At 32.5% G+C, this 16516-nt stretch carries 11 protein-coding genes and 1 pseudogene; 7 read left to right on the forward strand and 5 right to left on the reverse strand.

The features are described 5' to 3' along the window. Window positions 1-98: 98 nt before the first annotated feature. Window positions 99-1289: an RNA-guided endonuclease TnpB family protein gene (locus tag X925_RS05015; RefSeq protein WP_081429131.1), complete on the reverse strand. Its 1191-nt coding sequence runs from the start codon at window positions 1287-1289 to the stop codon at window positions 99-101. Then, window positions 1240-1841, reverse strand: a pseudogene (locus tag X925_RS05020) (IS607 family transposase). The gene X925_RS05015 and the pseudogene X925_RS05020 overlap by 50 nt, the downstream one beginning before the upstream one ends. A gap of 434 nt (window positions 1842-2275) precedes the next feature. Between X925_RS05020 and wecB the strand changes: the two are divergent. Continuing rightward, window positions 2276-3382, forward strand: a complete 1107-nt coding sequence (wecB, locus tag X925_RS05025) for a non-hydrolyzing UDP-N-acetylglucosamine 2-epimerase (protein WP_121959356.1) — start codon at window positions 2276-2278, stop codon at window positions 3380-3382. Here wecB and X925_RS05030 read toward each other — a convergent pair. After that, complete coding sequence (locus X925_RS05030; protein WP_121959322.1) at window positions 3370-4371, reverse strand: Kiwa anti-phage protein KwaB-like domain-containing protein; 1002 nt, start codon at window positions 4369-4371, stop codon at window positions 3370-3372. The genes wecB and X925_RS05030 overlap by 13 nt on opposite strands. Further along, window positions 4368-4883, reverse strand: a complete 516-nt coding sequence (locus tag X925_RS05035; protein ID WP_121959323.1) for a hypothetical protein — start codon at window positions 4881-4883, stop codon at window positions 4368-4370. The genes X925_RS05030 and X925_RS05035 overlap by 4 nt, the downstream gene beginning before the upstream one ends. Window positions 4884-5070: 187 nt before the next feature. Here X925_RS05035 and X925_RS05040 point away from each other — a divergent pair, with 187 nt between their 5' ends. After that, on the forward strand, window positions 5071-6180 hold the full coding sequence (locus X925_RS05040; RefSeq protein ID WP_103065324.1) for a glycosyltransferase: 1110 nt from the start codon (window positions 5071-5073) through the stop codon (window positions 6178-6180). 148 nt (window positions 6181-6328) lie between these two features. Next, window positions 6329-7783, forward strand: coding sequence for an alpha-glucosidase AglA (gene aglA / locus X925_RS05045; RefSeq protein ID WP_103065325.1), 1455 nt, complete (start codon window positions 6329-6331; stop codon window positions 7781-7783). Between the two features lie 33 nt (window positions 7784-7816). On the opposite strand, the gene X925_RS05050 is transcribed toward aglA, so the two are convergent. Beyond that, window positions 7817-8566, reverse strand: a complete 750-nt coding sequence (locus X925_RS05050; protein ID WP_158245202.1) for a DeoR/GlpR family DNA-binding transcription regulator — start codon at window positions 8564-8566, stop codon at window positions 7817-7819. A gap of 279 nt (window positions 8567-8845) precedes the next feature. On the opposite strand from X925_RS05050, the gene X925_RS05055 reads away from it, so the two are divergent. From X925_RS05055 to X925_RS05070, 4 genes are all read left to right on the forward strand, one after another. After that, window positions 8846-9490 carry a class II aldolase/adducin family protein gene (locus X925_RS05055; protein WP_103065327.1) on the forward strand — a complete coding sequence of 215 codons (645 nt, stop codon included), beginning with the start codon at window positions 8846-8848 and terminating at the stop codon, window positions 9488-9490. Beyond that, window positions 9487-10644, forward strand: a complete 1158-nt coding sequence (gene rhaI / locus X925_RS05060) for an L-rhamnose isomerase (protein WP_103065328.1) — start codon at window positions 9487-9489, stop codon at window positions 10642-10644. Before X925_RS05055 ends, rhaI begins: the two co-directional genes overlap by 4 nt. A 68-nt stretch (window positions 10645-10712) precedes the next feature. Beyond that, on the forward strand, window positions 10713-13397 hold the full coding sequence (locus X925_RS05065; protein ID WP_199171183.1) for an alpha-L-rhamnosidase: 2685 nt from the start codon (window positions 10713-10715) through the stop codon (window positions 13395-13397). Between the two features lie 12 nt (window positions 13398-13409). Then, complete coding sequence (locus X925_RS05070) at window positions 13410-16511, forward strand: hypothetical protein (RefSeq protein ID WP_103065329.1); 3102 nt, start codon at window positions 13410-13412, stop codon at window positions 16509-16511. Window positions 16512-16516: the final 5 nt, after the last annotated feature.

Consider the following 16516-nt stretch of genomic DNA (forward strand, 5'->3'; position numbering starts at 1 on the left):
CAACGTGTCCCGCCTCGATATATATCTACTACGGTTTGTTTGACACTCCACAGGCGTGAATTCCCGACTGGCCATCGGTACACATATGCAAAGCAATTTCAACAAGCTATCGCATATTCTTTGGCATTCTTCAGATTAATTGCTGCGTTCAAATCTCTATCTATTTTCGATCCACATTCTTCGCAAATGTAAACTCTGTCTGATAATCTTAGGTCTTTCTTGATATTACCACAATGAGAACATATTTTACTTGATGGATAAAATCTTGAAACTATCCTCAATTGAATTCCTAAATGTTTACATTTGTTTTCGAGTCTAATCTTGAAATAGTGGAAATTCTGTTTTGCAATTGCTTTTGATAAATGCCTATTCTTCATCATTCCTTTAACATTCAAATCTTCGATAGTGAAATATTCTGGTTTGGTTTTCACCAGTTCACAAACTACTTTATTCACATAGTCATGACGTTTGTTTTTAAGTTTTTGATGAAGTTTCTGGACCTTTAATACTTGTTTGTCTATATTTTTTGCAGAATTTGTGGCAGTACCTCCTTTCTTTTTATTTTCGTATTTTTTTGATAACCGTCTCTGCTCACGCTTAAGTTTTTTTTCGAGTTTTTTAATTTCTTTGCTTTTATTTATATTTTTCTTCTTAATACCGTTACTAGCTACTACAAATTCTCTTATACCTACATCGATACCAATCCCTTCGGAGAATGATATATTGTCTTGCTTTATTCCTTTTTCAACTGCCGTGAGGCTGTCTTCTTCTACAAGAACGCTAACATAATATCTACCTGCTTCAAAAGAAACTGAACCACTTCCAACTTTAGCATTTGTAGGGATGTAGCCTTTTTCTTTTAGTCGAACAAATCCCAATGTTGGTATTTTTACTCTATGTCTTTCAATCGTCCAATCAGTTTTATTATTTCTAGGAAAGTAGGCTTTAACGTCATTATTCTTTTTCTTTTTGAATCTAGGAAATTTTGATTTACCTTTAAAAAACTTTTTAAAAGCTCTTTCACCATTCATAATTGATTGTTTAACAGCTTTACTCGATACATCTTTTATCCAATTGAATTCTTGACTGTTCGGTATAAACTCGTTATTTAACCATACTGAAAACTCCATACCCGAAACAAATCGCCTTTCTTTTTCATAAATCTCCTTGTTATGTGCAATGTAGAAATTGTATATAAACCTACAAACACCTAGTGTTTTTTTAATTTGTTGTTCTTGTTCAAGCGTCGGATTTATCTCTGTTTTGTAGCTCTTTAGCAATCTCATCATCGCCCTTTATTTGCTTTTTATACTTTCTAAGTCCGTCGATTTTACACGAAAAAACATGAATAGGGTTGATAGTTTCTCATTGTTTACTACAATAATTTCTACACCATTAGATTTTAAAAATCTTTCAAACCAATCGTAACCACTACAAATAAATCTGTCTTTGTGTGCAATTAATATTGTTTTTACTAAACCTAACCTACAATTTCCTATTAATTTATTCCACTTTTTACGATTGTAATTTAATCCAGAGCCAATATCTTCAAATATTTCATCAACAATAATTCCTTTTGCGTTAGTATATTGTGTTAAAAATTCCACTTGATTTTTTAAATCATCTTTCTGGTTATTTGCTAAAACTCTTGCGTAAATTATTGTTTTCCTATGTTTAGAATTACTTTCACCTATATAATCTACGTACTGCTTATGAGTATAATAGCGTCAATTGGTTGGACTTCGAAACGCCTTAAGTATCCCTTTTCTGTCCCACCTGTGCAATGTTTTGACCGATACACCGATCATTTCAGCAAATTCATGTAGTTTATATGCATTCATATGCTATCACCTCTTACAGGTATATTTCATCACATACAAACACATTTGTCAATATATTTTTTAACTATTTTCGCCCTTCTGGAAAGGCAAAAATTCACACCTTTTTTATACATTTATATTATACAATCAAAAAATTAACGCTAAAAGAATTTTATTTATCTTTTAACAAAGAAACCTCAAAACATCTTCATTGTTGGTTTTACCATCAAAAAACCATGGACCTAAAAACATATATGATATAATTACATTATGTGATTGGCAACTGGGTGGGGAGTATTTGCCGCAGTGTGCAAACAATGTTTTTAAATGATTTTGACCTTGATTTGGGGTTTTTAAGGGGAACCCCCTTAACGTTCGGCGAAGGGGCGCTAACAAAGACTAAACGCAGCTTACATAAAAAAACTAAAAACATTACCATAACAAGGAGTCCTCGAATGAAAATAGCGATGATATTTGGAACACGGCCAGAAGCAATAAAAATGGCACCATTATACAAAAAGCTGAAAGAAGAAAATATGGAGGTAAAAGTAATAGCAACCGCTCAGCACAGAGAAATGCTCGATCAAGTGTTGAATCTTTTCGAAATAAAACCAGACTACGACTTAAATATAATGACAAAAAATCAAACTCTACCACAACTAACTTCAAAACTAGTTACAGAGATAGATAAAATACTAAAAATTGAACCATTCGATTACATACTAGTACAAGGGGATACAACCTCCACTTTTGTTGGAAGTCTCGCTGCTTTTTACAACAAAATATTTGTTGGGCACGTGGAAGCGGGTTTAAGAACGAACGACATATACAACCCCTTCCCAGAAGAAATGAACAGAAGACTAACAGGTACAATTGCAAAGCATCACTTTGCTTCTACCCAAAAGGCAAAAGATAACCTACTAAAAGAAGGTGTAGAAGAAAAAAACATAATAGTAACAGGGAACACGGTTATAGATGCATTACTATGGGTAAAAGAAAATAAAAACAAAGATATAGAAAAGATAAAAGAAAAGTACAACATAAAGAACAAAAAGTTTATCTTAGTAACCATGCATAGAAGGGAGAACTGGGGAAAACCGATAGAAAACGTGATGAAAGCGATAAAAAGGTATCTACACGAAAACGAAGAAATGCATATAGTATTTCCAGTTCACTTAAATCCGATAGTGAGAGAAAGTGTGTATAAAATACTTGGGAATGAGGAAAAAGCGATATTGATAGATCCTGTTGAATACTTAGAATTCATCGCGTTAATGGACGAAAGTCATTACATAATGACAGATTCAGGAGGGATACAAGAAGAAGCACCCACATTGGGCAAACCAACGTTGGTATTAAGAGAAACAACGGAAAGGCCTGAAGCGATAGAAGCAGGAACAGCAAAATTAGTAGGAACGCAAGAAGAAAAAGTGTATCAAGCCATGAAAGAACTAGAAACAGAAAAATATGCACAAATGAGCAAAGCGAGCAACCCTTTTGGAGATGGCAAGGCATCTCAAAGAATCGTTGAATTTTTGAAAGAAAAATATTACTCTTTATAAGGGCTATTTTCACTTGCCACCATTCTATTCCCTGACAAATCGGATATATAATACAGTTCGTCGTAGAGTTGCAAAAAATCTTTAATAGAAGTCTCTTCGCCTAAATCAATACATTTATTACCCTCATCAAGTTTAACTTTTAGATTGAAATCATCTATTATCTCCTTAACCTTAGAAAACTCAAACTTCTTATAATTACCTTTTTTGATAACCTTATAAAATCTCTTCAAATACGAAGGTTTTCCTTTGATTTTCTCACTAAAATAATCGATACTTTTTAATTTAATATCCTTACCAAAAAGGTTCTCCTCTCTCTTTATTTCCTCGATAACTTCATCTTTAGCCTCTTCATATTTCTTGTAAAACCCGAAATCTCTTTCAAAATAAGTCAAATTTCTAATTAAGACGGTATCTCCAACAACCATGTAATCAAAACTATTTTTTGGAATTAAGTAAAACTGTTCCTTTAAAGGTTGAATTTTACGTGCAGTAAGGGCTAAAATCCTTTTATCTTTAAAGATTTTGGAAGCTGTTAAATATTGAATACCCAACAAAAAATCATTCAACTCATTACTGTACAATTTTACTATCAGTTTGAACTTCTTAATTGTTTCCAAGTCTTTATTAGAATAATTTTTTATATACTTACCTTCACGAATAATCTCAACAATATCCCCAATATCGCTTACATTCTCTTTGACATCTTTTAGATACAAAAAGCTCCTATCATCAATGACTGTCTCGTATTCATCTACCTTGTTTGATTCTTTGACGCGTAAATCATTTAAAAACTCGTCAGTAGAGGCCAGAAAAATGCTCTTGAAAAATAAGGGATCCTCATTTTTCAACCAAAATATCTCGTCTTTCTCATTTTGGATAAAAACATCCATTATGAAATCCTCTGAAGCATCTATTAACTCTCTAAGAGATTCTAAATTCTCTTTTAAAAAGATATTCTTTAAAATCTCATCCCAATTAACTTTATTCATTTCTTGTCATCCATCCCCAAATAAATATCTTTGGAAAACTCTTTAACTGTCATTTCTTCGGCTATTGATTTTGAAATCAACCAAGCGGACCGCATACTCTTTTCACGTCCGTTCATAAAATAAACCTTGTAAATACTATAGCCAAACAAAGAAAGGACAGGGTTTATAGCAATTAAATCTGTCTTCACATAAATATTGCCTACGATAAAAACGATTATGGCAAAAGAAATCAATTCTTTTATGCCACCCATATTGATAAAAGGCAAGATATAAACAAAAATATAATCCAACAATCTTACGTTCTGTGATTCTACTTTCTCAAAAGAAATGAACTTTTCCTCGGCATTCGTCTTAGCAGAAATAAAAAGAATCAATGAAACAACAAAAACAAAAATCGAAAAAATACTAAAAAATAAGAACAAAGCGTTCCCAAAATTATTAATGGCAAAGATAACAAAAAGAGGCAGATACGAAAGTAAAAACAAAAACGATTTAAACAACGTATTGATCATACAAAAACCTCCCCAGTGAGGGAATCTATATATCTTAATAAGTCACATATTCATAATTATAACAAATAAACCCACCTTTTAATTCTATATCTCCCTTCAGCTTCATGTAGAAAGCGGTTGTTTCTTATGATATAATAAATCGGGGATAATAACAACAAAAGTCTTTATAATTTCAAGGTGAAATTTTATGAAAATTCTGATCATTGGTTACATGCATCCAAAATTTGACAAAAGAGTATACAGAACGGTTAAATCCCTTTCTAAAGTTCATGAAGTTATTTATCAATATTGGACCAATAAAGATGAAAAAGAATATACAGATGGAAATATTAAATACCTACCCATAAAAGAAATCAATGAAACAATAGGCAATCCATTAAAAAAGCTTATTAATAGAAGGCCTCTCGATAAAAAAATATGCGATTTGGTAGCCGAAGAAAATTACGACATCTTATACATGCATCATTTTTTAGCAAGCAAACCTTTGGATCCTTTTAAAATAGCAAAAAAAAGAAATAAAAAAATCGTTTACGATATTCACGAATACCATCCAGAAAACTTTTTAGCAGAGTTAGAAGGGATGATTGGAAATTTAAAAGTAAAAACCGTCTGGAGGTTCTTTAAAAAGCAATTAGATCTCTCAGATCTGGCAATATTCGTCTCAGAAGAAACAAGAAATGATGTTGTTAACAAAACGAACATAGATAAAGAAAAAACCTATATTATACCCAATTACGCAAATTTTATTATAAAACCTGATATTCAAAAAAAGAGAAAAGAAATTGTCTTAGTTGGTAAAGTAACAAGAAAGATAGAAGATGAGAAAAAAATATTAAAATCTTTAATCGAAAAGGGTTTTAGCTTCAAGATTATAGGAATGGATTCGAAAGAGTTTATGGACATAACCCATGAATCTACAGAATTTTTACCTTACGATGAAATGATGAATGAACTATCCAATTCCCTGTTTTCTCTAATTTCTTACAACACCGTCAAAAACAGAGATTATAAAAACGACATTTACGCCTTGCCTCATAAGTTTTACGATTCTTTAGCAGCAGGCACCCCCGTTATTGTAAAAGAATCTTTTGTTTCAATGGCTAAACAGGTAGAAAATTTAGGCTTAGGAGTGGTTATAGATCCATCTAAAGTGGAAGAAAGTGTTGAAAAAATCACTAACGCATACAAAAATTACGAAAAAATTATAAAAAACGTTGAAAAACACCAAAAAGAATTTATATGGAATGAAGAAAAAGAAAGGAATTTTCTTAACTTGATATCTCACATAACAACGTAATCCATACTTTAGTGATATCTGATTTCAGAAAGAGTAGTGAAAAAAGCTATTAAAAAAATAGATAACAATATCATAACGATTTACACTATAAACAACATTATAGCAACAAAAAAGTTCAATAGTTGATAAAAGAGGAGGAAAGATGTAAATGACAGCTATCAAGGTAGGAATCATTGGAGCAGGAAGTGCAGCATTTTCTTTAAGATTGGTTAGCGATCTTTGTAAAACAAAGGGATTATCAGGAAGTCTAGTATCCTTAATGGATATAGATAAAGACAGATTGAACGCAGTACACATGCTTGCTAAGAAATTTGCAGAAGAATTTGGAGCAGATTTGAGATTTGAAACTACAACAAATGTTGAAGACGCAATAAAAGACTCAAGTTTTGTTGTAAATACTGCCCTTGTTGGAGGGCACAGTTACTTTGAACAGGTAAGAAATATTTCAGAAAAACACGGATATTACAGAGGAATAGACTCACAAGAATTCAACATGGTTTCAGATTATTACACAATAAGCAATTTCAACCAATTAAAGTTCATGCATGATGTTGCAAAAGCTATTGAAAGGATATCTCCGAAGGCATGGCTTTTGCAGGCAGCAAACCCTGTCTTTGAACTAACAAATTTAATAACAAGAACGGTCCCAATAAATATGGTTGGAATATGCCATGGCCATCATGGAGTAGACCAAATAATTGAAAAATTAGGATTAGATACGGAAAAAGTCGAATGGCAAGTAGCTGGGGTAAACCATGGAATATGGTTAACAAAATTCATGTACGAAGGAAAAGATGCCTACCCATTAATTGATGAATTATTAGAAAAAGAGGTTAAAAACTTCAAACCCACCAATCCATTTGACGATCAACTCTCTCCCGTTGCAAAAGATATGTATGAATTCTATGGAAAAATGCCCATTGGAGACACAGTCAGAAATGGAAGCTGGAAATACCATTACAACCTTGAAACAAAGAAAAAATGGTTTGGAGAGCCATGGGGAGGCGTTGATTCAGAATTAGGATGGAAATGGTATCAAGACAGACAAGCAGAGATTGCATTAGCAATGCAAAAAGTTGCCAAATATTTCCAAGAAAATAAAAACGCCAAGCTACTTTCAAAAGAATCATTCAACGAGATAATTTCTCAAACAAAAAACGATGTAAAAGAAGAATTCACAAAAGAAATATACAACTTGCTAGACCCTGAGAGGAAAAGTGGCGAACAACATATATTGTTGGCAAATGCCTTATTAAACAATGAAAAAGCAGACCTTGTTCTCAATTTACCGAATAACGGTACTATACCTGGAATTCCAGACGATGTAGCCGTCGAGATCCCTGTGTATGCAGACAAAGATGGAATCCACCGTTATAAAATAGATCCACCACTTCCAGAAAGGATAACAAAGATGTACCTATACCCAAGAATTATGAGAATGGAATGGGCATTAGAAGCATTCCTAACTAGAGATAGAAAAGTACTTGAAGAATTTTTGATCAGAGATCCACGTACCAAATCTTACGACCAGGTAGTAAAAGTTATAGATGAAATTCTTGCTTTGCCAGGTAACGAAGAAATGAGGAAGCACTACAGCAAATAATAGTTTATTTTAGGGGGCTAATGCCCCCTTTATTTAACAAACAAGCCTATTTACAAAGATTTTGTATAAATCCTCATTATAAGTATCAGTGATAAATTTATCTATTTCTTCTATTTCAAATGTTTTCATTATAGATTTTTTACCAAACTTAGAACTATCAACAAGCATATATATTTCATTACAATTTTCTGCTACTATCTTTTTTATACTTGCACTTTGTGGAAGATTTTCAAATGTGCCTTCTTCAAAAGAAAAGGCACTACAAGAAAAAAAGGCTTTTTCTACACGGATTTCTTTCATCATATTCTCAGGAATTACCCCAACAGTTACACCATTTTTGTTATCTAATGTTCCACCTGCAACTACAACGTTGTGAGTAGGATTTTCACAGAGTGCCAATGCAGTGTAGAGATTATTAGTTACAATGTTTAAAAACTCTTTTTTTTGAGCTATTTTCTGAGCTAAAATATAGCAAGTACTACTTGCATCTAAAAACAAAGTCGAATCTCTAGTTATAAATTTTAAGGCTAACTCAGCAATCTTTTCTTTTTTATCCTGATTAAGTTTCATTCTTTCAAAAAATCGAGCTTCGGATAAATTATTTCTCTTTTTTCTTATACCTCCGTAGAATTTCTCAATTAGCCCTTTTTTATAAAGCTCTGAAATATCCCTTCTTAAAGTTACCATAGATACATCCAACTCTCGAGCCAAATCTTCTATATTAGCAGATTTTTCTCTCTCTAAAATTTCTAAAATTCTATCCTGCCTCATAACTTTTGTCATTAAAATCACTCTCCATCGATGTTTTATATAAATATGTTTTAAAGAAAAAATTAAAAAGTTTAAATTCATGCAAAAAATCCGATTATGGTCGATTATAATGAATTATTTCCGAATAACTCGAAAATTCTTTGATTATGTTAGTTTTGTATTTCGTCTAATTACTGATATACTATGATGAAATTATATCATAATATTATCACATGATGATCATATTTTACAAAAATATAATATTAAATTTAGGATTATCAATTCAAACAATAAAAAACAGGAGGCTACAACATGCTAGAGGAGCAATTAAAAAAAGAAGTTGCAGAATTTGCAAAATTAGTATGGGACAGAAAACTGACAGATGGAACAGGCGGAAATATGAGTATAAAATATGGAGACAAGATATATATTACTCCAACATCGACTATAAAACACTTTCTAACAGAGAAAGATATCATCACAGTAGATAAAAATGGAAATAAAATTGATGGGCTCAAAGAACCTTCTTCAGAAAGAAAAATGCATATTAAAATATACGAAAAAACAAATGATGTAAACGCAATTATTCATGCTCACCCAATATATGCTACCTCTTTCGCGATCACCTTTGAGAAATTACCTATAAACGCTCTTCCTGAATCTTCTTTAGTTTTGGATCCAATAACCTATATCCCCTATCAAATGCCTGGAACCCAGGAATTTGCAGATGCTTTTAACGAAGGTTTAGAAAAAGGATCTCGTGTATTCGTTCTCCAAAACCATGGTGTTACCGTTGCGGGAAAGGACATGAATGAAGCATATGTAAAGTTGGAAACTTTAGAGTTTCTCGCTCAAGTTTCATTTATTTCAAAACTCTATTCTAACGTGAATGAAATACCAAAAGAAAAAATAGCAGCATTTAAAGAATTTTTCAGAAGAAACAAGGAGGAGCAATGATGGAGTTAACTGAGATAAAAGAAAAAATAAAAAATTTTAAAGTAGAAGTCCCCTCATGGGGGTTCGGAAAATCTGGAACAAGATTTCATGCTTTTCATATTCCCGGTGAAGCCAGAAATGTTTATGAAAAAATTGATGACGCTGCATTTGTAAACAAAATAACCGATGCTGTATCTGCTGTTGCAATACATATACCATGGGACAAAGTTGAAGATTATAAAGCTTTAAAAGAGTACACAGAGGAAAAAGGATTAAAAATAGGTGCAGTCAATCCAAATTATTTTGAAGATGAAGACTACTTATTTGGTTCACTAAGTAATTCTAACTTAAAAATAAGGCAAAAAGCAATTGATCAAACTTTTGAATGTATAGAAATTATGAAACAAACAAATTCAAAAATTTTATCTATGTGGATCCCAGATGGTTCTAATTATCCTGGACAGATAGATTTCAATAAATCTTTTGAATTACTTGAAGATTCATTAAAACAAATTACGAAACATTTAGAAAAAGATATGACTATGCTTTTAGAATATAAATTCTTTGAACCTGCTTTTTATTCGACACTACTATTTGATTGGGGAACTTCATATATGTTGTCAAAAGAATTAGGAGAAAAAGTGAAAGTACTTGTCGATTTAGGTCATCATCCCCAAGGAACGAACATTGAATACATAGTTTCTTTATTATCTCAAAAAAAGAAGTTAGGTGGGTTTCATTTCAATTCAAGAAAATACGCAGACGATGATTTAACTGTAGGCTCTCTCAATCCGTATGAATTATTTCTAATCTTCGTCGAACTCAACAAATTTTTTGATCTTTCTGCAGAAAGTGAAAACCAAAAAATTAGCTTGGTATTAGATCAAAGTCACAATGTAAAACCAAAAATCCTTGCTGTGGTACAGTCCTTAAATAATCTACAAATTACCTATGCAAAGTCTCTACTAGTAGATTATGAAAAATTGAAACAAGCTCAAGAAAACCATGATGTTATAGAAGCAGAAGAAACTTTAAAAGAAGCATACGAAACAGATGTAAGGGAAATTTTAAGGGAGGTGAGAAAAGAAAAAGAATTACCTGAAGATACAATAAAATACGTAAAGGAGAGTGATGAGTACTGGAAGATGGTGAAGGAAAGAGAAACGATATATTAAATTGATTTGCTGGTCATTTGAGAAGAACAGGATTACAACATTTTTTTGTATTAAAAGGAGAAACCAATATGAAACCCGATGTTAAAGGGATGTATACTGTATATTCTATAAATCCTTTAGCTTTAAAAGATACAAGGCCCAGGCTGTCGTGGGTAGTTGAAACCAGTGAAAAAAGGAAAAAACAAAGTGCCTATCGAGTTTTAATATCATCATCTCAACAACTCATTGAACAAGATGAAGGAAATATCTGGGATACTCATAAAATCGAAAGTGAAGATAATTACTGCTACTATAGCGGTGAAGAATTGGAAAGCTTCAAAAGGTATTACTGGAAAGTTAAAATATGGGATGAAAAAGGAGAGGAAAGCAGTTGGAGTAAAGTATCTTTTTTTGAAACTGGACCTTTGAGTAAAAGCGATTGGAAAGCAAAATGGATCACAAAAGAAGATCTAAAAACATTCTATTCTGCAGGTGATTTTAGCACAGAAAAATTCAAACATTACCATGCTGGGTATTTTAGAAAAACATTTGAAATTAAAAATGAGGTACAGAGTGCTAGAGCATATATTAGTGGGTTAGGGTTCTACGAACTTTATCTAAATGGAGAAAAAGTAGGAAATAACGTTCTTGACCCTGGACAATCAGAATATTCCAAAGAAGCTTTGTTTAATGTTTACGATATTACTTCCTTTCTTACAGGGCAGAATTGTGTAGGAGTGATTTTAGGTAACGGAAGGCATTTGGAACAATTTGGATATTCGAAACCAAAACTTATAATTCAAATATTGGTCGAATATGTAAATGGAGAAAAAGAATATATATTAAGTGATGAAAGTTGGGCTTCATCTCATGGACCCTTACAGGAAAATGGAATATATTACGGTGAAAAATACGATCGAACATTAGAAATGCCAGGTTGGAACACTTACCATTTTGATGCTTCAAATTGGGAAGAAGTAGAAATTACAAAAGGCCCAAATTTGAGGTATCAAAATATGCCACCAATTAGGGTCACAAAAATTCTCAAGCCCATAAAAATGTACACCCTAAAACCAGGAGTATTTGTATATGATTTTGGTCAGAACTTTACAGGTTGGGTAAAAATTAGTGTATCTGGTCCTAAAGGTGCGCAATTAAAACTAAGACATAGCGAACTAGTCAATGAAGATGGCTCTTTAAAAACTAATACAATTCGTAAAGCTGAAGCTACAGATACGTATATCCTAAAAGGTGAAGGTAAAGAAAGCTACGAACCACGATTCACTTACCATGGTTTTAGATATGTGGAAGTAAGCGGATTCCCATTTGTTCCTACAATAGAAAATATAGAAGGCCGTTTTGTTCATTCAGATGTAGAAAAGGTTGGTGACTTTTACTGTTCAAATGAACTTATAAATAAAATCCATAAAAATATATTGTGGGGACAATTGAGTAACCTACATAGTATTCCCACAGATTGCCCTCAGCGAGATGAAAGATTTGGATGGATGGGAGATGCACAATTATCTGCGGAAGAAGCGATATATAATTTTGATATGAACCTTTTTTATGAAAATTATCTTCAGGAGATAAAATTATCGCAAAAAGAGGACGGCTCAATTTCTGATGTTGTACCTGCCTATATAAAACTTTATCCAGCAGATCCTGCATGGGGAACTGCGTACATAACGATAGCTTGGTACTTGTATAAATACTATAAAAATGAAAAAGCTTTGTCAGATCACTATGAATCTATGAAAAAGTACGTAGAATTTTTACATAGGAGTAGTGAAAACAATTTGCTAAAAAAATTGGGCAAATTTGGTGATTGGTGCCCCCCAGGAGCTATATCTCCTAAAAAAACCCCTGTGGAGTTCACTTCAACATGGTATTACTACAATGACGTTTATCTCTTTTCAAAAATTGCAGAGGTTTTAGGAAAAGAAAAAGATGCTCAACATTACTTTGAGTTATCTGAAAACATTAAAAAATCTTTTAATGACTACTTTCTTAAAGATTATGGTTACGAAAGTAGAATGTTTGGACCAGTAGATCAATTAATTTCTCAAACATCACAAATTCTCCCTTTATACTACAACATGGTTCAGAATGATAAAAAAGAATTTATTTTAGATAAATTGATAAATAATATTGTGGAGCATCAGGATTCTCATCTAGATACAGGAATAGTGGGAACAAGGTATTTATTCGATGTGCTAAGTGAAAATGGATACTCAGACCTCGCCTTTAGAATAGCAACCCAAGAAAGCTATCCAAGCTGGGGATACATGATTAAAGAAGGCGCAACCACCGTTTGGGAGAGGTGGGAAAAGTTAGAAGCTGGAGGAATGAACTCTCAAAATCATATTATGTTAGGCTCTGTGGATACCTTTTTTTATAAATATTTGGCTGGTATATCTTTAGAAAAAGATGGATGGAAAAAAGCAAAAATTAAGCCTCATTTAGTTGGTGACGAAAAATTTGCCTCAGCTAAAATTAAAACAATAAGCGGTGAATTTCATGTTTCTTGGGAAAAATGTGAAAACCTATTTAAGCTCTCGGTAGTAATACCTTTTGGAACGGAAGCTGACGTATTTATCCCCAAATTATGGGATGAATTTAATTTGAAAGAGGGAGAAGATTTATTGTTCGGCAACGAACAAATTAAAGATTTTAAAGAAAGAAATAATATTAAACTAAAAGAATATAACGAAGAAAATATAATCTTAAATTTAGGTAGTGGTCAATATTATTTTGAATTAGAGAAAAAATAAAGGAGAATCCATATGTTGTACCCTAAGAAAATAGAAAAACTAACAGAAGATTTTTTTAAAGATCCACCAAGTGAATATCGGGGTGCGCCTTTTTGGTCGTGGAATTCAAAGTTGAATCCTAATGAATTGAACGAACAGATAGATGTTTTTAAATTAATGGGGATGGGTGGTTTCCATATTCATCCAAGAACTGGTTTGGCAGTAAATTACTTAAGTGACGAATTTATGAATTTAGTAAACTTTTGTAATGAGAAAGCAAAAAAAGAAAAGATGCTTTGTTGGCTATACGACGAGGACCGTTGGCCGTCTGGATTTGCCGGAGGCTACGTTACAAAAGACAATAGGTACAGACAACGTTTTCTTGTTTTCACTCCTTTTGAATACAATGATTTAGAAGAAGCTGTTACTCATTCAGGTAGAATAGAAGGCAAAAAGAGAAAACTTCTTGGAAAATATGAAATATCTTTAAAAAACGGCTATTTAGTTCATTATAAGAGATTAAAAGACAACGGTAAAGTGAGAAATGGTTCAGATATATGGTGGGCTTATCTTGAAATAGCTACAGATGATCCTTGGTTTAACAATCAATCTTATGTTAATACACTAGATAAACATGCAATTCTAAGGTTTTTAGATATAACTCACGAAAAATATTACAAAGAATTAAGAAAAGATTTTGGCAAATCAATTCCCGCCATCTTTACAGACGAACCTCAATTTGCCAAAAAAAGTTACTTACCATTTTCGGATGAAAAAAAAGAGGTAGTTCTTCCATTTACAGATGATTTGGAAGAAAGTTATTATAATATCTACAACGAAAGCTTAATAGATCGTCTTCCCGAACTGATATGGGAGTTACCGAATGATCAAGTTTCAGTTGTTAGATATAGGTACCATGATCACTTAACAGAACGTTTTGTATCAGCATTTGCTGATACGATAGGAAATTGGTGTGAAAAGCACGAGATTATGTTAACAGGTCATTTAATGGAAGAACCTACGCTAGAATCTCAAACAGCTGCTGTTGGCGAAGCTATGAGATCTTATAGATCTTTTCAACTTCCTGGGATAGACATGTTATGCGATTGGAGAGAATTTTCTACAGCAAAGCAAGCTCAAAGTGCTGCACATCAATATGGTAGAGAAGGTGTCTTAAGTGAGATATATGGTGTTACCAACTGGGATTTTGATTTCAGAGGTTACAAACTGGCAGGAGATTGGCAAGCTGCTTTGGGAGTTACCGTGAGGGTTCATCATCTCACATGGTATTCTATGGAAGGAGAAGCTAAAAGGGATTATCCCCCTAGCATTGGATACCAAATTCCTTGGTACAAAGAATATTCTCTAATTGAAAATCATTTTTCTCGCTTAAATACCGTTTTAACAAGAGGGGAGCCTATAGTAAGGGTAGGGGTAATACATCCAATCGAGTCTTATTGGTTACACTGGGGACCAAAAGATAAGACCGCTACTAAAAGAGAAGAAATGGAAACAAATTTTAAAAATATTATAGAATGGTTGCTTTTCGGTCTCATAGATTTTGATTTTATATCTGAATCGTTATTACCTTCTTTGTCAGAACTTCAAGAAAAAGATACCTTCCAAGTTGGTAAGATGAATTACGAAGTTATAATAGTTCCTGGTTGTGAAACCCTTAGAAAAACGACCTTGGAAAGGCTTGATATGTTTCAGAAATCTGGTGGAAAAATAATATTCCTTTCAGAACCTCCAAAATTTGTTGATGCAGTTGAATCTGATAGAGTTAAAGAATTGGCTAAAAAATCATTAATTATTCCCTTTTCCAAAAGTGCATTGTTACGAGAATTAAATCAGTATAAGGATATAGAAATATTTAAAGAAGATGGTACACCTTCTGATAAGCTATTTTATCAATTGAGATCTGAAGAAGACAAAAGATGGCTGTTCATCTCGCATGTATATAAAATGAAAAATCCTGATATTGCACAAAAAGAAAAAATATCTATCATAATTAAAGGAATATGGGAGCCTGTTATCTACGATACTGTAAATGCAGAAATAAAACAGTGTGAAGCTGAAATAAAAAATGGAACAACAGTGATAAAACACGAATTTTATCCTCACGATAGCTTATTGCTAGAATTAAAACCCTCCCAACCACGTAAAAAAGAACAAAAGAAAAACACATTGTCACCTATGAAAGAAATTCAAATAGAAGACCCAGTTTTTTACTCATTATCAGAACCGAATGTTGTTGTGCTTGATATGGCGGAATATTCATTTGACAACGGTGAATGGCAATCAAAAGAAGAAATATTAAGAATAGACAACAAGTTTAGAGAACTTTTAGGATATCCATTTAGAAAAAAGAAAGTCGCTCAACCATGGACTAACAAAGAAGAAGAACCATATAATCACTTGTTGAAATTAAAGTACACAATAGAATCCGAAATAGAAGTAAACGATCCATTATTGGCTTTAGAAAACCCGGAAAACACAAAAATTATTGTTAACGGTAAAAAAGTAGAATCTAAAGTTTCGGGTTGGTTTGTAGATAAATGTATAAAAAAGGTTCATATACCAAATTTACCAAAAGGATTTACAGAAATTATACTTGAAATACCTTTCAATTCGAAAACCAATATTGAATGGAATTATTTATTAGGAGACTTTGGTGTAGAAGTTAGGGGAAAACATGTAAAAATTGTTGAACCTAAAAAAGAACTCTCATTTGGAGACTGGGTCAATCAAGGACTTCCTTTTTACGCTGGTAATATAACTTATCATTGTACAATTGAATATGAAAAAGAAAGTGCCGCAGAGCTAGAAATTCCACAATTTAGAACTGCTTTGCTTTCAGTATCGGTAGATGGCTATGAAAAAGGAAAGATTGCTTTCGCTCCTTATACATTAGAATTGGGTAAACTCTCAAAGGGAAGACACACAATAGACATTACCGCTTACGGAAATAGAATAAATGCTTTTGGAACCATACATAACTGCGATGAAACCTATTCTTGGTTTGGTCCAGATGCTTGGAGAACAACGGGGAATCAATGGTCATATGAATACAGACTTAAACCTATGGGAATTCTAATCTCTCCCAAAATAAGAATTAAAACAACTGAAGGCTAAATCAA

This window comes from Petrotoga sp. 9T1HF07.CasAA.8.2, assembly GCF_002895585.1.
Classification (GTDB): Bacteria; Thermotogota; Thermotogae; order Petrotogales; family Petrotogaceae; genus Petrotoga; species Petrotoga mobilis.